Source organism: Pseudomonas paraversuta (genome assembly GCF_904067025.1).
Classification (GTDB): Bacteria; Pseudomonadota; Gammaproteobacteria; order Pseudomonadales; family Pseudomonadaceae; genus Aquipseudomonas; species Aquipseudomonas paraversuta.
Genome location: NZ_CAJFDA010000001.1, coordinates 2,238,825 through 2,257,788 on the forward strand (window position 1 = coordinate 2,238,825; position 18,964 = coordinate 2,257,788).

Below are 18,964 nucleotides of genomic sequence, written 5' to 3' on the forward strand. Positions count from 1 at the left end.
ACCGCCTTCGGGTGGTTTTTTTACGCCCGGAGAAAACTATGGCTGAGCATAAATCTCGCCTTGTCCTTGAGATTGACAGCCGGGACGCTGAGCAGAAAGCGGCTGACGTGCGTAAGGCGCTTGGAGCGCTTGAAGATGCGGGTGTTCGCGTCAAGCCTGCCATGGATAAGGCTGGGGCTGGGATTGATGGTGTCGGAAAAACGGCATCGAAGGCGGGAGAAAGCCTTGGTCAACTGGGAAAATCGGCAGATGGATCTGCCAAATCAACCACCAGCAGCTCGGAAAGCTACGCCGAGGCGAGTGCTCGATTGCTTGCCATGGCAACTAACTCCCTGCAGGCCAGCGATTACGTTAAGGCATTGTCTGCCAGCACCTCTGCAGCATCTGTCTCCTTCGACGCGGCCAGCGACAAGGTTAGAAGCCTTTCGTCTCTCGCTGCTCGTCTGCGGGCTGAATCGGATGCTCTGGTTGGCTCAACCGACAAAGCCGCGGTATCTACTAGAAATGCCTCGGTCGCCACCGACCTTCAGGCGAAAGAACTGGGCGAGCTGCTCGGCAAGATCAATCCGGCAGTGGCTGCACTGGGTCGCCTCGATGATATGCAGAGCAAGCTCGGGCAATTTCACAAGGCTGGTCTGCTCGACACGGAGACATTTAAGGACTATTCGACGCGTCTCGATAGCACTCGCCAAGGTTTGTCCGCCTTTGACGAGGGACTGTCGAAAACGGGCATCAGCGCCAGGCAAACCGAGGCGGCGCTGCGCCAACTCCCAATGCAGTTCACGGACATCTTCACTAGCCTGGCTGCCGGGCAAAATCCTCTGCTGGTATTGCTTCAGCAAGGCGGGCAGATCAAGGACTCGTTTGGCGGTATTGGCAACACCGTTGATGTGCTTGGTGGCAAAGTCAAAGGCTTCTTCTCTTCGGTCGCAGGCAGTAGCGCGGGAATTGCTGGTGCCGGAGCCGCTCTTGGGGAGCTGGCATCTCAGCAAAATGCCGTCGCGGAAGGTTCTGAAGCCGCAGCTGACGGCCTAGGCGGTATGGCAGATAGCGCAAACACTGCTACCGATGCCGCAAAGAATGCCAAAGAAGCAGCGGCTGCTTTGGGAGCCGGAGCTAGCGGGGCTGGTATCAGCATGCTTGCCATGGTCGGGGCTGTGACCGCTGCGGCTGCAGCTATCGGTCTTTTGATTTATGCATACAACAAAGGCAGCAAGGAGGCAGACGCTTACAACAACGCTCTGATCCTAACGGGGAACTACGCAGGAACCACAGCTGCCGATCTTGGAGCTATGGCGAAGCGAGTTGGTAGCTCGACCACTACTGTTGCGGATGCGGCTGCTGCACTCGCCATGCTTGCAGAGTCGGCCAAGATTCCCGTTGCGCAATTCGAAATGATATCCACCACTGCGCTGCAGATGGAGGACGCCACTGGGAAAGCAATTCGCGAGACCATAGCCGAGTTCGAGAAAATCGCGGACAGCCCAACAAAGGCTATTGCCGCACTGAACGAGAAATACGGATTTCTTACTGCTTCTGTCTATGAGCAGGTTCGCGCGCTTGAGCAGCAGGGCGACAAGCAGGCTGCGGCGGTTATCGCTGAAGATGCTTATTCGACAGCCTTGGACACAAGATCGGAGAAGATCAAGAAGAACCTTGGCTCTATCGAGAAGGCTTGGGATGACGTAACGAGCTCAGCAAAATCGGCATGGGATGCGATTTTTGATATTGGCCGCCAGGATGTGTCCGGGCCTGACGTCACCAAAATCCAGCAGAAGATCAACTACCTTAAATCGACACTGGGTAGCGGGTATGAGGATGCTGATGCCCAAGCACAGATAAAAGCTCTTCAGGCTCAAATCGACGCGGTCAACAATATAAACAATGCAGCAAGGGAGCGGGCCGCAGCCGAAGGTGAAGCTGTGAGAGTTCAGCGTGAGGGGCTGGCTGCCTACGAGAAATTTCAACAAAGCATCGAAGCCCGTGCTTCCAAGTCCCAGAAGAGAGACAAGGCTCTCAAAGATGCGCAGGATGAAATTAATAAGTCTCGGCTCGCTGGATACAAAATCACGAATGAGCAGGAGGCGGCGGCACTAAAGGCAATCCGCGACAACCCTTCCTACAAGGACGCGAAGACACCTGCCACAAAGCCCTACACCGAAGACGCCGGCCAAAAGATGCTCGACCAGGCGCGGCAGCAATTCGCGGTTCTTCAGCAGCAAAACAGCCTTATCGGCCTGCAGAAGGGTGAAGTCGACAAGCTCGGTGCATCAGGCCAGGCCCTGATCAAGTGGGAGCAGGAACTTGCTGATATCAAGGGCAAGAAGACCTTAACGGCTGACCAGAAATCACTGATAGCCAATCAGGATCTCATCACTGCTCAACTTAAGCGCAACGCTGGGCTTGAGCGGGAAAACGAGCTGCGCAAGACCGCTGCTGAGGAAGTGGCGAAACTGTCGGCTTTCCAGGCGAATCAGGACAGTCGACTTGCCACGGCTCAGGATGGGCTGGACGCGAACATTGCAGGTATCGGTCTGGGTGACAAAGCCCGGGCCCGCCTCAAAGAAGATCTGGCAATCCAGAAGGACTACGCCCGCCAATCAGCAGCTCTGTTGGAGCAATTCAACACAAAGCGCATTTCCCCTGACCTATATGCGAAAGAAAACGCCATTGTTCAGGAGGGCCTTGCTAAGCGGCTGCTGATGCAGCAAGACAATTACAACCAGCAGGATGCCGCGCAAAACAACTGGCTAGCCGGTGCTTCAAGTGCCTGGCAGAACTATTTCGACATCGCCACTGACTACAACCAGCAAACCCAAGATGCGACAGCTCAGATGCTGGGCAGCACAACCACATCAATTTCTGACCAGATCCAAGGCCTGATCAAAGGCACCACAAGCCTGGGCGATGCTTTCGTCAACCTTGGCTCGACCATGGGCAGCTCTGTGCTCCAGGCTCTATCTGACATCACTGCAAAGTGGGTGGTGGTGCATGCTTTGAAAATGGCGGGTATTACCGCAGAAACCAGCGCAGTCGTGACCTCCGAAGGCATCAAAACAACCGCGAAATTGGCTACTGACGCAGCCAGTACAAGCTCAACACTCGCGGCAATCGCAACCACTTTGGCAGCCAACGTTTCGGCTGCAGCTACAACCATCGCCTCTTGGCTGCCTGCAGCACTCGTTGCTTCCATCGGTTCATTCGGTGCCGCTGCGGTTGTAGGTGGTACAGCCTTGATTGCTGCATACGCAATGATCAAAGGCTTTTCATCTGGCGGCTATACAGGCGCTGGGGGAGTTAACGAGCCGGCGGGCATGGTGCACAAGGGCGAGGTCGTTTGGAGCCAGGCGGATATCAGCCGGTTCGGGGGTGTTGCAGCTGTTGAATCGCTGCGTAAGGGCAACGTGACACCAATCGGAGCGGCACGAACAGGCTCTTCCAGCTCTGGCGCGCAAAGCTCTGGATCGGGAGGTTCTAGCGGGATGAATGTCTCCGTTCACAACTACGCCGGAGCTCAAGTAGAGACGCAGCGCGACGGTGATCAGATGAAGATCATCATCAAACAGGCAAAGCGCGAGATTGCCCGAGATCTGGCGCAAGGTAACGGTGAAGTGACTCGAGCACTCACCAGTGGTTATGGGTTGAAGAGGGCGGCGCGGTGAGCATTCTCAAAAGGCTGTATGCCAGCGCGGGCCCTGAAATCATTCATGAGGTCCTTCAGGTCACGGATGGCATCACTACTTACTACCTAACCAAGGGCTGGGATGAGCTGGTAGTGACGCTGGAAACAGGGGCAGTTGTCACCTGCACACCTTGTGGAATGGACTTGGCCATCCCGGCCCGTAATGACGACGGCACACAGGATCTGAATTTTTCCCTAAGCAACATTGATGGCGTGGCGTCAGCCTTTATTCGATCCGCGCTGTCTGCCGGGCGCAGCATGTCACTGGTCTATCGGGTGTACACCTCTGATGACCTTGGAGCCCCGGCACATGCGCCCAACCGTTTTAAGATCAAGTCTGGAGCGGTCACAGCCACCCAGGTATCGATCACCGCCGGCTACTTCGATCTGCTCGACACTGCCTGGCCTCGCAATACCTACAACCTGAACAAATTCCCAGGGCTTCGCTACCTATGAACCTCGATAAATACACCCTCGGCCAATACGTCGAGGGCGGCCGACTGTGGCCGTTCGTTGACTGCTACGGGCTGGTGTTGGAGGTGCGCCGGGACTTGGGCTTGCCGGATTGGCCAGAGTGGTCAGAGATGCGCAAGGCAGATGGGGGCTTTGCCCGGGCATGCGATGAAATGATTCAGAACTCGGTTACCCCCTGCGAGCCAAGGCATGGCGCTGTTGTCGCTGCCTACCGAGGGAGCGTGCAGGATCACGTGGGCATCGTCGTAGAGGTCAATGGCGTGCTTGAGGTCCTCGAGATCAACCCTCGCCGAAACGTCAGCTACACCCCTATTCGCCGTTTCGAGCGCCGCTTCGTCCGCGTGGAGTACTACCGATGATTCGCATCTACCCAAGCCGGTTAGAAGGGGAGCCGCTGGAAACGCATAACATCACCGCTCCGATCCTGCTCGTGGATTGGATCAAAGTTTTAGCGTCCGGGTTCGAGCTGGACCGGGCGCATCCAATCTGTATTGAGGTGAGTGGCGTAACGTTGCCAGTGGAACAGTGGCAGAGCTTCGTCGTTCTGCCTGATACCGATCTGCGGATTTACCCAGAGGCTCGCGGAGCGGGCGCAGCAGCTGCTGCTGCGTGGGCTGCAGTGGCAATTGCTGCAGTTGCGCTGGTGATGGTGCTGACCATGGCCGCGCCGGATATGTCGCAGCCTGGGCAAGGCAGCTCAATCGACACCAACCCAGCGAAGGCCAACCGGGCAAAGGTGAACGAGCCTGTACGCGAGGTCCTTGGGCGTAGCAAAGTCTTTCCTGATTACGTGGTCCAACCTGTATCGCGCTTCGTCAACAAACGGGAAATGCACACCACTCTCTGTTTATGTGTGGGTGCTGGTGAGCATTCGGTGTTGGCCAGCAGCATCAAGATCGGCGACACCCCGTTAGCGGCCTTTGGCTCGGATGTGCAGTATGCATTCTATCCGCCAGGAGCCAGCCTTACGGAGGATCGCCGGGCCGAAAACTGGTATTCGGTGGGAGAGGTCGGCGGTACCGACGCAGGCACTTCAGGATTGGATACGGCTTCGACAGCGTCCGGCGGCTCGTCAGTGGTAGCAGATGCGTTGATTCTGGGCGGCCTGAGCGTGAGTCTCGCTGGTGATAGTCCCGACTTCCCTGAGACTTGGGCGATAGGTACCACCGTTACACTGAAGACCCCCAACACGTTCATGGTCAGCAACGCGGGTGCATACGATCAGATTGCAGGACCTCTGGATGATCTGGCGCCCTTCGTAGGAATGAAGGTCACTCTGTCCACGGATTCGGATTACGACCTGGTAGTGGTCAGTTACTCTCCGTATGTGCCTCCTGTGGCTGGGACTGGCGGAAGTCCTTCGTCAGTTCAGGCAGCGGCTTCTCCAACCACTTACGATTTCAGCGAATCAGCGATTGTCTGGACGCTTACATATCAGGGTGACAGCCGTACTATCTCGCTGGCATCCGACTTCGTGAATATGAGTGGCGTTATATCCGCTATCAACGCTCAGTTATCCGGCATGGGGCTTACCGCTCAGGACAACTCTGGCCGCTTGCTGATAGCGGAACCGTCCAGCCCCTACAAGGGTGGTGTGCTTTCCCAGTCGAACGCCCCCGTGACCTTGTTCGGTGTTGGTCCTGTTTATACAGTCGGCTCCGCTTCAGAGGGCGGAGTGCCGGAACAAGCCGCATACATCACATTGAGTTATGACAACGGCAACCCTTTTGCCGGGCTGGATGACGGTGCGCAGAGGATGTCTCTCGGGTACCGAGGCCATCGCTACCAGATCACCGGGCTGGACGCACTGACGATGGTCGTGACGCGCCTGACTGATGCTGGTACGGCTGATGCGTCATGGGTAGGGTTCTCGGCGCGCACTCTGCTTGATTTCTCGCTGGGCTCTGACGATACCGGTGAGCTGAACTGGCTTGGGCCATTCATGGCCACTCCAGAGGAAGAGCTGACTGACACCCTGGAATATGACATCTACATCCCTTCGGGCCTGGCCTGGTACAAATCCAGCGGGAGCAGGCGTGCGGGCACGGTCAATATTCACGTGGACTGGCGCGACGCGGCGATTGGTGGGGACTGGACGAGCATCGTCAACACCATCACTGAAAGCACTGAAGACGCCCTTGGGTTCACGTTTGTACTGAACCTTCCTTATCGGATGCGCCCACAAGTCCGTGTCAGGAGGGGCGTTCCGGAGGAGGGAGGCAATACGCGTGATACGGCTTACTGGTATGGACTGCGCTCAAGACTGGAGGCGCCGGCATCTTATGAGGGTGTGACCATCTTCACTGCAAGCATTCGCACAGGTGACCGACTGGGCGCCCAGTCTGATCGGCGTGTCAGCATGGTCGCAGAGCGCCTGTACGAAGGTGGCGTCGGTCGCTCAATCAGCCATGGAGCGCTCCACGTCCTGGACAGCCTTGGGATTCCCCGCAGTGAAACCGATGTTGCCAAGCTCAATGAACTGGAAACGAATTACTGGACGCCTCGTGGCGAAACGTTCGACTTTGAGTTTACGGAGCAGTCAGCAGTACGGGACGTACTCAAAACGATCTTCGCGGCCGGCATGAGCCATCTGACGTTAACAGATGGCCTCATCAGCTCAATTCGTGAAGGGGTTCAGCCTGCCCGGGGCACGATCACCAACTTTGAGATGAGCAGCGAGCTTAATGCCAGCTTCAAGGCGCCAAGCCCGGATGACTTCGACGGTGTGGATGTTAAATATATCGACCCTCAGACCTGGTCGCTTGAGACCGTTCCATGCCGGTTGAATGGGAGTATTGGCTTGAAGGTGGAAACGATTGAGCTGGATGGAGTGCTCAGCCGTGACCGCGCCTGGCGCATCGGTATGCGTAAGTTGCGCAAGCATCTGTACCAGCGCTGGAGCTATTCAGGCAACACCGACCTGGAGGCGCTGTGCTACGAGCGCCTTGACCATGTTGTGCTGGCTGACGACATTCCCGGTACCAGCCAGTCAGCACTGATTGTCGATGCCGAGGAGGTGAGTGAGCTTGTCATCTTGACTGTGACCGAGCCGCTGGACTGGAACGTGGACAATCCACGCATTCTGATCCGCCGGCATGACGGATCGGCCACACCGCTGATCGCCCCTACGCGGCTTTCGGATTACACGATGAGCATTCCAGCCGCCGCGCTGGACTTCGATCTGGTCACGGACCTGTCGATTGAGCCGGCGCGCCTCTTGTTCGCTGCCTCTACGCAAGTGGGGTATAGCACCATGCTCAGTGAGATCGCCCCTGACAGCGACGGCACCTGCAGTTTTTCAGCAGCCGAGTATCGCGACGATTACTACACCGACGACAACGGCATTGCACCTAACTAAGGACTGCCCATGCTTACTTACCCGGAGGGTTTGCCCCTACCGTTGCGGGAGGGTTACGGCTTTACCCCGGTCAGTCCAGTCCTGCGTTCACCAAAAATGAGCGGGCGGGCTGTCCAGCGACGACTGTATCGGAGTGTCCCGACCATGGTCAGCGCCTCCTGGCTCTGCACTGCTGAACAGGCAAGGTTGTTCGAGGGTTGGTGCAAGTGGGGGATTAACTGGATCGACTGGTTCCTGTGTCCGATCAAGAGCCCACTGGGCCTGCAGTTGACACGAGTCAGGTTCACGGACATCTACCAAGGGCCAGAGCTCGTCGGCGTTAACCACTGGCGCTACACCGCCACGCTTGAGCTGTTCGAACTGCCGATCGTTAATGAGGCTGAACTGGCGGATCTGCTCGCCGGGATGGACATCGGTGTCATGAATGCCCAGCTCCGCAGTCTGCTGGAGCGCTGGTACACGAAGTCTTGGCCCGGCGCGACTTAACCGCTCGATCCACAGATCACTTATCAATTTTATAGCCCACCACTGAGTGGGCTTTTTTTCGTCTGGAGCATTTATGAGCGGAGCCGAAGACCTTCAGCTTTTTGAACAGCTGGTGGATAACGCCAACTCGTTGTTTTTATCCGATGAAGACTTTGTTGTCATCAACGGGGTTACGAAGCCAACGCTGAAGAAAATATATGCTGATTTCATGGCGAGCACAGGCACCTTTATTACGGTGGATGAAGGGCTTGAGGCTACCAATGGAACTGGTACGAACAATCGGTTCTTCACTGTGCCTGAAACGGGCAACACCTATGAGACGCGCTACCGCAATGATGCAGGAATAGCTGTCAAGGTAGGTCAGATCTCAAGTGCGGAAGCGATAGATACAGTGCTGAAGCTGATTAGCCCGGCTGATGGGGCGCCCATTTACGTTCTGCTAGATGAGCTTGGCTTTGCTTGGGGCTCGATCAACTCTGATGGATTCGATCTGCCAGGTATGGCGGCTGCCACAAGGTCACAAGAAGGCACATCGATGTTGGATGCTGAAGATTTCATGATTTTTAATGATGGCCCTGATGGAACAACTTTTGGCTCCATGAGCTGGAGGCCCGTTCCGGGTGACGGGATGTTGGTCATCGATGACCTTGGGTTTTTATGGAATGACCTAACTAAAAGCAGCACTCCGGTGATAGCCGATGTACTTTCAACAATTCCGCTTATCGCCGGCCCCATTTGCGGCGTACAAGGAGTGCCGACTTCTATTTACGTCCGCAATATTTTGCCGAAACGCTCAGATACCAATTTGGTGCGAGGTACTTTTGCGTCAAGGTCTGGACCAGAGATCATTACCAGCTCTGATGAGATGCGTTTTTTTACTCAGGACATTGGAGCTCAAGCCTATCTCTACCTACGATCGGAACACGCCACATCCAGCCGCACTCGACTGACACTGAATTGTCTTTCAGCGCCTAATCCGGGTGTCGGGGCGGGCAACATCCTGACGCTTGGCGACTCCATCCAGAATCGCCAAGGCGGCCAGATGCAAAAGCAGTATCTGGAAGGTTGGGGGTACACGCCAACGTTTCTCGGGACTATCAATGGATCAGCCAGTTCGAGCGATGACGACAACGCTGCCGGCGAACTGGGTGAGGCCCGCGAGGGCTGGGAGACTGGTGACTTCACCTACTCGGTTACCGACCGCGTGAGCATCGTTGCGCCTGGTGGAGAGGCGGATTACCTGTCACTGCCGAAGCTCAGCAAGTGGCCTATTAACCCTTTCCTACGGGTGGCCACCGAATTCGATAGCGTGGATGTGGTGCGCAACGGAATGGTGTTTGATCCGGCGTTTTATCAGACCCGTTTCGGCCTGCCTACGCCCACCATCGTGAACATCACACTTGGAACCAATAACGTCCGAGACCAGAGCGAGGCAGATATTGCCGTCAACTATCACTCAGACATCACATTGATCGTAAGCCAGTGCCGTGCGGCCTGGCCCAGCGCCAAGATCGTATTGTCATGCCCAGGCACGCCACGCGATGTGATCCGCGACTCCCTGTGGTCCACCAAATACACCCCGCTTATTCGTTCGATGCTTCAGGTCAGGAACGACTTCAACGACTCGAACGTGATCGTTTTCCCCATCTGGGCTCATGTCACGCAGGAAGCTGGTTACACCATCTCTACACCTATGACAGATCCGTTAACTGGAGCTGTTACTGGTTCGTTGGGTGATGCTATTCACCCGCGTGAATCCACTCGAATGCAGATGCATCAGGCCTACGCCAAGTTGTTGGCATGCGCCCTCGCTAACTTGATCTAAGGAAATATCTCATGGGAACCGCTTTCATCGCCAAGAACACCAACGCGGAAGACGCAGGAATGTTTACGTTTATCCCGCCAGTTACGCGCAATCTCGAGGCTTGGCACTTCCTGAATACCGGGGTGGCAAAAGCTGCTCGCAACTATGCTTTGGACAAGCCGGACGCCTCAATCGTCGGCGCCCCCGCTGAGTTTCCAAACTATATCCAGTTCAAAGGTCAGGCTAACTATCTTGTCACCCAAGTGGCAGACGCTCCGACGCAGACGATTTTCAGCGTGATTCGGAGTAAGGATCTTCTGAACGACGTCGCTCACTCACCGGCGTTCTATGGCACTTACTCGGCGGCAGGGGTAGGGGCGGCATTGTATTGGGATTCTGCCAACGGAGCCTTGGTGAAAACTGCAGCGAGGTACTCCGATGCTGGACTCACTACGATTACGTCCGCTCCCGTATCTCAGTTTGCTGGAACGATGATCACTATTGGTGAGTGGTCGTTGATCATTGACGTTACCAAGTCGGACTTTAACCGTAGCATTAATGCCACCACTGACTCGACTCGGACAACAAGCGCTATCACTTATGGCCGCGCCCCGGCTTCAGTGCCGTTTCGAATTGGCTCTGCTTATGCAGGTTCCAGCTTGTGGTCTGGAACTGCTGAGATGGCTCTGTGGGCGCATTACTCGACAGAGCTGACGGTTTCGGAGATAGCTGCAGTCGTCGCACGAATTCGGGCTTATCTGTCTCAACGTCGCGGTATCAGCGTCTAATCACGGGGCGTTCATCCTCGATAAGGGGCATTTTTATCTTGATTTTCTGAGGTGTCCAAGGCTGTTGTATTCAAAGGGAAGGCTTATTGATATCATGTGCTGATATCAGACTGCCAGTTCATGGAAAGGCTCCATGTATTGTGTGAATCATGTCTGCGGTTCCGACTTTAAAGGGCGAGATGGCTGAATGAAGGATTTAGGCTTGTATGAAGACATGGTGAAGCTTATTTTGGTTATGGCAGTTGTTGCTTTATTTGCTGCATTTATGGTTTATCTTTTTTTGGTGCGTAAGCTTAATAAGTTAAGCGCATTAAGCAAGCCTGATATACCCCCTGTGATCCACCATCCTTTTAAGGGTGGTCTGCTATTTGAATCTAAAATAGCCGTGGCTGAAGCTGGATGCTCTTTTATTTATCCTGCAGGTATTTTGACTCGCAGGGAGTTGGCGAGTGAAGTTGTAGCGACGATTAGTGGGGTGGATTCTTCAGAAGTGCATACGGGAAGTGCTCTTCCTGTGGGTAAAAGTATGGGGGAAAAAGCTGTTCTTAATTTAAGAACGGCTGATTCTACTGATGATCGTCGTTTTATGGTATTGAATATCATAAGTGTTCCATTGCAGTCTGGTACTCCTGTCAAAGTATTGATGATAGGCGACAGTATTGTTAATCGTGATGGGGCAAGTTTGCTTGACCGATATTTACGAGAGCTTGGATTTAATCCGCAGATGGTCGGCCTACTACAAGGCATGAGTTCACCTGGTCTATCAGACGGGCTTCTGAGTGAAGGGCGCTCCGGTTGGGAAAGCGGAGATTTTACTTTCGCAATTGACGACAGAGCTATTCCGATTGTGGATGGTGAGGAAGAGTTGTATTTGGGGTTGGCTAAGGGGGCTCGAGTTACTTATAACCCATTTATTCGCTTAGCAAGGCATGATGATCCTCAGGATTTAATTCGTAATGGTTATGTATTTGATTGTAAGTTTTACCAAGAAAGATTTAATCTGGATACGCCTGATGTAGTGATAAATGCATTGGGAACAAATGATGCTAGAGATAGACCTGTCAGTAAAATATACGATTCCATCTACGATAACGATAGGATTATCCACTCTCAGATTCGAGCTGCTTGGCCGGATGCCAAAATTATCAGGACGCTTCCATCCACAGCGATTGCCAGTGCCCGAAATAAAATGTGGACTTCTAAATATGCAAAAATCATCAGAGCCATGCGCGCCTCTGCAAGTGATCTGCGTGATCCGTTACTAGTTGTGGCACCTCTATGGGCAATGACTAATCCTGAATGTGGCTATTATGCTCCAGACGGAATAGCAAAAAGTGATGGATTTATAATGGGGAATTGGATTGATCCCATTCATCCTTGCGGGGCCTCGCAGCATGGTTTTTACAAGTCTATGGCGCCATTTGTCGGGGCGGCAACTCTTGGGTTGATCGATAGCTATGTTAGCGAATAAAGGTTAGGGGCCTTAATCATTCATAGAGGGGTAGGAACACCTCTAGGGAGTGTGGTAGCCACGGGGTTTGGTTGAGAAGTATAGCCTTATTGTATGGAGTCGTTAACCTCCGCTAGATATTGAATTACGAGCAGTCATATTATTCAAGTGGGGGTTGTCGGCTTGGAGGGTACAGCGGTTATCGGGAATGCTCAGGTTGCATTTTTGGTTAAGGTAGGAAGTTGGCAGTGCCTTCAGCAGGCTTGAGAGTGATTTTAACTTGATTAGCTGTATTGCTCATAGCCATGATTGCGTAATAATAGCTTTAAATTAGAACAATGATGCAGAAGGGAAGGAGTTGAACGTGAGACAGGTGATTTCGGTTATGTACGGTTTGGCTGAGCAAGGAGGTGGGGTTACTCGGGTGTCCTTGGCAAGGACCCAAGCTCTAGCGAACGTAGGATATCTGTCAAGATTAGCTACTCTTTCAAATGACGATAAACTCGACCGTACTTTCGAAACTCTTGTTTCTCAGGGGCGAATTTCCAGTGAGTTAAATATTGTAAATTTTCAGCGTTGGTTTGCTCATAAAGCTGAAATGGCAATGTTAGGGCGCCCCACTGCACCTCAGTCAACTATTGAGCATCTAAGGGTTGGGGTTCAAAAAAGAGTTGATTATATAAATCATATTGGGGTCAAGGTGGTTAGGTACTTGACGTCCAGTGATTATATTTTCCTTGAAGAGTTTTATGATTGGCAAGGTTCACTTGCAATGATAACGCTTTCGGAGCCTGGAAAGCCTGTTCTGAAATTCAATTCGCTTGAGTCTGTTCACTCATATTGGCTGGAGTTGTTGTCGAAAGAATGTCTGCCGTCTTTTATAATCGCAGATGCAATACAGGGTGCAGATACAGTTGGGATGGTTGAGAGTCCTGATACGTACAGAATTCTTATGATGCATAGTAATCACCTTATGACGCCGCATACTGTTGGGTCGCGCGTGGCTCCCAAATATGATGGTGTCATGAGGGGAATTCCTTACTGCGATGGACTTGTTGTTCTGACAGAATCTCAACTTATTGATCTCAATGAGCAGTTTCCTTCCAGTCGCTATACGGCTATTGGAAATCCAATTGATATCGAAGAGTCTGATGTGCATGTAGAGAGAGAACGAAATTTGGCCGTGGTCGTTGCCAGGCTTCACTCAGTTAAGCGTATAAAAAACATAATTAAGGCCTTCGTTAAAGTAAAAGCTTTAGTGCCCGATGCTGTGCTCGAGATATGGGGGGCGGGTGAGCAGAAAGAAGAATTGCAAAAAGTAATTAGTGATAGCGGGGCAAGTCATTATATAAAGATGATGGGGTTCGCTGTAGATGTCTCCAAGATCTTCAGGCGTGCAAGAATAAGCCTCGCTATGTCTGTCACTGAAGGTTTTGGGGTGAGCTTTGCAGAGTCTCTAGCCTATGGGACCCCATTAGTAACAATGAATACTAATTACGGGCCTAGGGAGATTGTAACACATGGGGAAGATGGTTTTGTAGTAAGTACGGAAAAAGAGTTTATAGAAAAAGTATGCCTTATATTTAATAGGGATGACATTTCGAAATCTATGGGTGATAAAGGCAAGGTCAATGTCCGTAGGTTCTCTGCTGAATCTATTACGCAGTTGTGGGTTGCTTTGTTTGAATCGCTAGAAAGAAAGCATAGAAACATAGAAAGATATAATATGCCCGCCGGAGAACTCATAACTAATTCGTCTGCTAGCAAGCTTGGGTGGATTTATTTGCCAAAGTCAGATGTCTATTCGGACCCTACGTTTGTTGGCTCTTTTGATAAAGTTGTCGTTTGTAGTGTTGATAAGAGTAAAAGATTTTTGCGTGAGTCTACTGGGCTTGGGGTGGGGATGTATGAGGTGGATGAAATGGTGTTTGATGCACCTAAAGGAATCTACAGATTTAGAATGATGAGAGGCGGTGTTACTTATAAGGGGATTGTTGCTGAGGGGGCAATTCGATTTATACCGGCTGAATTTAAAAGCGGGCGGGAGCAGTTGAAGTTATGCTCGGGCAAAACAGTGTGTAATCCCCGTACTCTACTTCCGGTTCATCATGAACTATTCCAGAATATTTGCTCGGCTTCGTTCTTTCGGTTTTTTAACAAAAGAACTAGTCTCTTCGCGGCTATTGTTCTGATTTTTCTGGTTGTGCTTGTTTTTTGCTTTATGTATTCGTAGTTTTTCATGTGGGTCTATACGGCTAGTATCATTTAAATAACAAACATTTAAATATTCATTGTCCGACTAAGTTTCCATAAAGATATCCTAGATAATCCGCTCTATAGTAAACCGCAATAGCTCGCCCGCCAATCGCGGGCTTTTTTTCGCCTGGAGAAAACAATGCCCATCGTCGCGCAGCAACTGCTGCAGATCCTCCCGAACGCCGGCCAATCAGCCGGCGTTTTTGTGTCCGCCCTAAACACCGCCATGAACCACTACCAGATCGTTGGCCTAAAGCGCGCGGCGGCGTTCATTGCGCAGATCGGCCATGAGTCTGGCCAGCTCAAGTACGTGAAAGAGATCTGGGGCCCCACCAAAGCCCAAGTCAAATACGAGGGCAGGGAAGACCTGGGAAATACCATCGCGGGTGACGGCTCCAAGTATCGCGGACGTGGCCTGATCCAGATCACTGGTCGGGCAAACTACGCCGAGTGCGGCGAAGCCCTGGGTCTTGACTTGCTCAATCACCCTGAACTTCTGGAGAGGCCGCAGCACGCCTCTATGTCTGCCGCGTGGTTCTGGTCGAGTAGGGGCCTGAACACCTTGGCCGATGCGGGCAAGTTCGACACGATCACTCTGCGCATCAATGGCGGTCAGAACGGCGCAGCGGATCGGCGGGCACTGTACGCCCAGTCGCTGAAGGTGTTGGCGTGAGCTCGCTTGCAGTGAAGGCTGCACGCGTTTTCATACCGTTCTTATTGCTGATAGTTATTGGCAGTGATCTTGGGTGGTGGCTTGCCGCTCGGCATTATCGGCCACTGCTCGATGCTGCATATGCCGACTTGGCCAACCTTAAGTCGGCCCGGGACAACCTTGAAACCCTGGTGGGTGAACAGGGCAGAAAACTGGGTGAACTGATGCTCGCTGGTGATGAGCGAGCAAGGCACGCAGCTCAGGCCGTAGCTGATGCCAAGGAGTTGGCCAAGCATGACTATGCCGCGGCGAACCGGCTGCTGCAGGAGCGAACTGGCGGTGATCCGGCTCAGGCTGCTGCGACGCTCATTGATCGGGAGCTGGGGTTATGAACTACAAAATCGGCTGCAAAATATTACACATACTATTCTTGGCAGCTCTTGGTGTGCTGATGGGCGGATGCGCGGGAAAAGTAGAGTCCGAGATCCGCACCATCCGCACCGAGATTCCGGTACAGGTACCGTGCCGCGTGCCTGAAGTTTCCATGCCTCCGTGGGCGGCAGCTGGCCTGCGCAGGGCTGACAGCCTTGAAGTGAAGGTAAGGGCCCTTTTGGCTGAGCGTCGGCAGCGGGCTGGGTATGAGAGCTTGCTGGAGGCTGCAGTGGGCGCTTGCCGCTGAAGATATCTTATTTATATTGCTAGTTTGTGCGGGAAATCATATTGCTCCTAATATAGTTCGCATCATTTACGTGCTTGTGATACGAATGCTGTTTGAAGATTATCTCAGTTCATAACTTTAAATGGTTTGCGTGCAAGCTCTGCAATTCACGCAGACCAGTAGCTGTCCTGTAATTATCTCTTTTAGCTTAAGTTTATGGCTGTGCTGGCATCTTGGGCAGATAAAGTCAATTGTGTCTTCGGGCAGGGGTTTGTTTCTTGCGTACACGGAAATATTGCCACTTTCGAAAATATTTAATTCGCTGTTTCCATGCAGCCTAACTTCATTCCCCAAGAACTCAACGTGGCCTTTCGTTGATGTCTTGGCTACTTTCACTGCTCCGGCTGGCGCTGAAAATATGGACTTGTCGATTCGGGTTGAGCTGTTATTGGTAGTGGTAATTGAAGTTTTGTTTGAGTTTACTCTTACATTCTCAAGCAAGGTGTTGCTGTTATTGCTTGTTGTGATTAATGTATTTTCAGCCTCAATCAGGGTGTTTATTATTTCGTTCAGGCTATTTTCATCTGTAATAATCCTGAATTCTGATTGGTTATTAGCTAGGCGACTAAGGAAGTCGCTAGTTTTTTGTATTAGCTCATCATCTGTGTTGACGGTTCTGGCTACTTCAGCAATTGCATCTTCAAGCGGAGATATAGTTGCGATGTTTTCGTTTGTTCTTTTAATCGCATTCCAAATATTTTCCACTTCCTTCTCAAATCCCTTGTCGGAAAGATGTCTATCTAGGACTAGGCCAGCCTGAGAAATTCCTGGGATTGGCAACAAGCTAAGGCAGAATCCTAAAAATCTCATAGGCTCCTTTATGCCATGATTTTCCCAAAGCTTTCGGATTGCACTAGCAGCTACGTCTACTTTTTTGGTGTGTTTCATAACTAATAGTCCGTTGAGGTTATTGATGATGCGACTTCAGATGGCGACATATCGAATCGCCAGTCCAGCCAGTGAAGTCATTGATAAGCATGAATCCCACAGATTACTGTGCAGCGATTGATCTCTAGGGATGCTCCGATCAACTTGTCGTGCAGCCGCGGCAAGTTGCAATTTTCCAGGCACCTACAGCGTCATTGGACGAAAAGTGACCGAAAAATCATGTACGGAGAGCTTTTTCGACCGGTTCTCCGTGTTAAACGCGAACCTCACCCATACCCATGAGCTGTTTTCGAACCCTCCACAGGTTTGCCAGGGCGAACAGCGTGGTCAACTGAGCCGTGTTTTTCATCAGCCCACGAAAACGTACTTTCACGTAACCAAACTGCCGCTTGATCACGCGAAACGGATGCTCGACCTTGGCCCGTGTCTGAGCCTTGCAGAACTCGATCTTGCGCTTGGCTTTGTACAGTACGCTGCGCTGGTTCAGCTTGGAATAGGTGCTGCGACGCGCTGCAATCTGCCAGATCACCCCCCGATTTTCATGCTCTTCGCGCCTTTCGACACCGGTGTAACCGGCATCTGCATACACGGCGTTTTCTTCGCCATGCAGCAGTTCAGCCACCTGCGTGACATCGGCCACATTGGCAGCGGTGCCATGGACGTGATGCACCAGGCCGGACTCGACATCGGCACCGATGTGCGCCTTCATCCCGAAGAAATACTGACCGCCTTTCTTGGTCTGGTGCATCTCGGGATCACGCTTGCCTTCTTTATTTTTGGTCGAGCTGGGGGCATGAATAATGGTGGCATCGACTATGGTGCCTTGGCGCAGCGACAGGCCTTTTTCCTGCAGATAACCATTGATGACCGCAAGGATTGCCGGTGCGAGCTGATGCTTCTCCAGCAAGTGCCGGAAGTTCATGATCGTGGTGTCTTCGGGGATTGGCGCGCTCAGCGTCAGGCGTGCGAACTGGCGCATGGGCGTGATTTCGTAGAGCGCTTCTTCCATGGCCGGGTCGCTCAGGGAGAACCAGTTCTGCAACAGATGGATGCGCAGCATGGTTTCCAGAGGATAGGGTTTTCTACCGCCGCCGGCCTTGGGGTAGAACGGTTCGATCAGCTCCAGCAGGCCTGCCCAGGGCACCACCTGATCCATTTCGGCGAGGAAGCGCTCTCGGCGGGTTTGCTTGCGCTTGCCGGCGTACTCAAAGTCGGAAAAGCTCATCTGGCTCATGGGCGGCTCGGATCAGGTGTTGCGGGGATTCTCGCATAACTGAAGGCTTGTTCGGAGATTCCCTAGGGGCATACTTTTAGTAGTATGCCATGACCCACACGCGACGATAGATGGCAGTGACGCCAGGATCGCCGCCGGAATCGCCCTCCGCCGAACGGGTCTTTATCTGATCATGTCAAACTGATACAAGTGCTGTTTATGCATACAGTATTTGAAAATGAAACGCTATGTAGACGACCCGCTTGCTGAATGGCAGGTATTAATAAAGCAGCGCTTCGACCTGGTCACAGATCCTGAAGTCCATTGGCGCAAGCTTGTGGATCTGGCGATGCTCGCTCATAAGCGGCGTCAAGTGTGCAGCGGCGAGCTATCGGAAATGCTCGAGCTTACTGACGCCGCCAAGCTTTGGGGGCTGGTCGAGTGGGAGGAGGCTGAAGCTATCGGGCTGCTCAAGGGGGAGGCTGTTGATCCGGACGATGTTTCTGTTTTTCGTAACAGGGAGAGGTGAGCTTTGGCAGAACGCCGGGGATGGAGGATGTATCGTTCGTTCACTTGAAACAACGGATCAGCCATGTACCACTTTCTGTACCAATCAATGTTCCCAGTGGGGGTATTTAGCGCCTTCAGATAGCGCCAAACCCCCATGCGGGGCGCGTACTGCATACTCCCCTGTTTTCTTGCCCCCGGATGAATGAACTAATGCCACAGAACAGAATACTGCCGTAGCGTGTCGGCGAATTGCGCTGATCTGAGCTATCTAGATCAAGATGCCACTTGGCATACGGCCTCTAGATTCACTCCGTCAGGTCCCAGTATATAAGCCGCGTAATAATTGGCGTGGTAATGAGGTCTAACACCCGGCGCGCCATTGTCCTGCCCGCCAGCGGCAAAGCCAGCCGCATGGAAAGCGGCGACCGCCGCTCGGCTCTGAGCTATCAGTGCTATGTGCGCCCCTTGACTCGGTGTCGGCGAGTCATGCAGCCAGAAGAATGGCTTCCCTTCAGACCCGAATCCCAGCCGTCGAGGCTTTGAGCCCGGAGAATCGGTCGCAATCTTCATCATCAAGGTGATATCTAATGTCCTGAGCAGTAATTCGTAGAAGGCTTGGGCTTGCGAAATGTCTGAAACGCCGATGCCCATATGATCTATCGTAGACCCCGCAAAATCGCTCATA

At 52.6% G+C, this 18,964-nt stretch carries 16 protein-coding genes; 13 read left to right on the plus strand and 3 right to left on the minus strand.

The annotated features are described in order from the left end of the window. The first annotated feature begins 38 nt into the window (after nt 1–38). The 12 genes from JQ848_RS10400 (at nt 39) to JQ848_RS22970 (ending at nt 15,629) form a co-directional block, all read left to right on the plus strand. Nucleotides 39–3,662 (plus strand): phage tail length tape measure family protein, encoded by a 3,624-nt coding sequence (locus JQ848_RS10400; protein WP_202210628.1) that lies wholly within the window; start codon nt 39–41, stop codon nt 3,660–3,662. Continuing rightward, nucleotides 3,659–4,138 (plus strand): DUF1833 family protein, encoded by a 480-nt coding sequence (locus tag JQ848_RS10405; protein ID WP_202210629.1) that lies wholly within the window; start codon nt 3,659–3,661, stop codon nt 4,136–4,138. Before JQ848_RS10400 ends, JQ848_RS10405 begins: the two co-directional genes overlap by 4 nt. After that, nucleotides 4,135–4,515: a nitrite transporter gene (locus JQ848_RS10410; protein WP_202210630.1), complete on the plus strand. Its 381-nt coding sequence runs from the start codon at nt 4,135–4,137 to the stop codon at nt 4,513–4,515. The genes JQ848_RS10405 and JQ848_RS10410 overlap by 4 nt, the downstream gene beginning before the upstream one ends. Next, a complete protein-coding gene (locus tag JQ848_RS10415; RefSeq protein ID WP_202210631.1) occupies nt 4,512–7,514 on the plus strand; it encodes a host specificity factor TipJ family phage tail protein in 3,003 nt (1,000 codons plus the stop codon). The genes JQ848_RS10410 and JQ848_RS10415 overlap by 4 nt, the downstream gene beginning before the upstream one ends. Nucleotides 7,515–7,658: 144 nt before the next feature. Then, complete coding sequence (locus JQ848_RS10420; RefSeq protein ID WP_235972449.1) at nt 7,659–8,000, plus strand: hypothetical protein; 342 nt, start codon at nt 7,659–7,661, stop codon at nt 7,998–8,000. Between the two features lie 73 nt (nt 8,001–8,073). After that, nucleotides 8,074–9,825 carry an SGNH/GDSL hydrolase family protein gene (locus tag JQ848_RS10425; protein WP_202210633.1) on the plus strand — a complete coding sequence of 584 codons (1,752 nt, stop codon included), beginning with the start codon at nt 8,074–8,076 and terminating at the stop codon, nt 9,823–9,825. Nucleotides 9,826–9,836: 11 nt separating this feature from the next. Beyond that, complete coding sequence (locus JQ848_RS10430; protein WP_202210634.1) at nt 9,837–10,592, plus strand: hypothetical protein; 756 nt, start codon at nt 9,837–9,839, stop codon at nt 10,590–10,592. A gap of 187 nt (nt 10,593–10,779) precedes the next feature. Next, nucleotides 10,780–12,063, plus strand: coding sequence for an SGNH/GDSL hydrolase family protein (locus JQ848_RS10435; RefSeq protein WP_202210635.1), 1,284 nt, complete (start codon nt 10,780–10,782; stop codon nt 12,061–12,063). 343 nt (nt 12,064–12,406) lie between these two features. Further along, nucleotides 12,407–14,275, plus strand: a complete 1,869-nt coding sequence (locus tag JQ848_RS10440) for a glycosyltransferase (protein ID WP_202210636.1) — start codon at nt 12,407–12,409, stop codon at nt 14,273–14,275. A 162-nt stretch (nt 14,276–14,437) separates the two neighbouring features. Next, complete coding sequence (locus JQ848_RS10445; RefSeq protein WP_202210637.1) at nt 14,438–14,971, plus strand: glycoside hydrolase family 19 protein; 534 nt, start codon at nt 14,438–14,440, stop codon at nt 14,969–14,971. Next, a complete protein-coding gene (locus tag JQ848_RS10450) occupies nt 14,968–15,342 on the plus strand; it encodes a hypothetical protein (protein ID WP_235972452.1) in 375 nt (124 codons plus the stop codon). Before JQ848_RS10445 ends, JQ848_RS10450 begins: the two co-directional genes overlap by 4 nt. Nucleotides 15,343–15,401: 59 nt before the next feature. After that, nucleotides 15,402–15,629 carry a hypothetical protein gene (locus JQ848_RS22970; RefSeq protein WP_408003740.1) on the plus strand — a complete coding sequence of 76 codons (228 nt, stop codon included), beginning with the start codon at nt 15,402–15,404 and terminating at the stop codon, nt 15,627–15,629. Nucleotides 15,630–15,746: 117 nt separating this feature from the next. On the opposite strand, the gene JQ848_RS10455 is transcribed toward JQ848_RS22970, so the two are convergent. Both JQ848_RS10455 and JQ848_RS10460 read right to left on the minus strand, forming a co-directional pair. Beyond that, nucleotides 15,747–16,556, minus strand: coding sequence for a hypothetical protein (locus JQ848_RS10455; RefSeq protein WP_202210638.1), 810 nt, complete (start codon nt 16,554–16,556; stop codon nt 15,747–15,749). Between the two features lie 253 nt (nt 16,557–16,809). After that, nucleotides 16,810–17,790: an IS5-like element ISPa41 family transposase gene (locus JQ848_RS10460; protein ID WP_014003920.1), complete on the minus strand. Its 981-nt coding sequence runs from the start codon at nt 17,788–17,790 to the stop codon at nt 16,810–16,812. 217 nt (nt 17,791–18,007) lie between these two features. Between JQ848_RS10460 and JQ848_RS10465 the strand changes: the two genes are divergently transcribed. Next, entirely contained in the window at nt 18,008–18,298 is a 291-nt protein-coding gene (locus JQ848_RS10465; RefSeq protein WP_202210639.1) for a hypothetical protein, read from the plus strand. Nucleotides 18,299–18,552: 254 nt separating this feature from the next. Here the strand turns inward: JQ848_RS10465 and JQ848_RS10470 are convergent, their stop codons facing one another. Beyond that, complete coding sequence (locus JQ848_RS10470; RefSeq protein WP_202210640.1) at nt 18,553–18,963, minus strand: VOC family protein; 411 nt, start codon at nt 18,961–18,963, stop codon at nt 18,553–18,555. Nucleotide 18,964 lies beyond the last annotated feature (1 nt).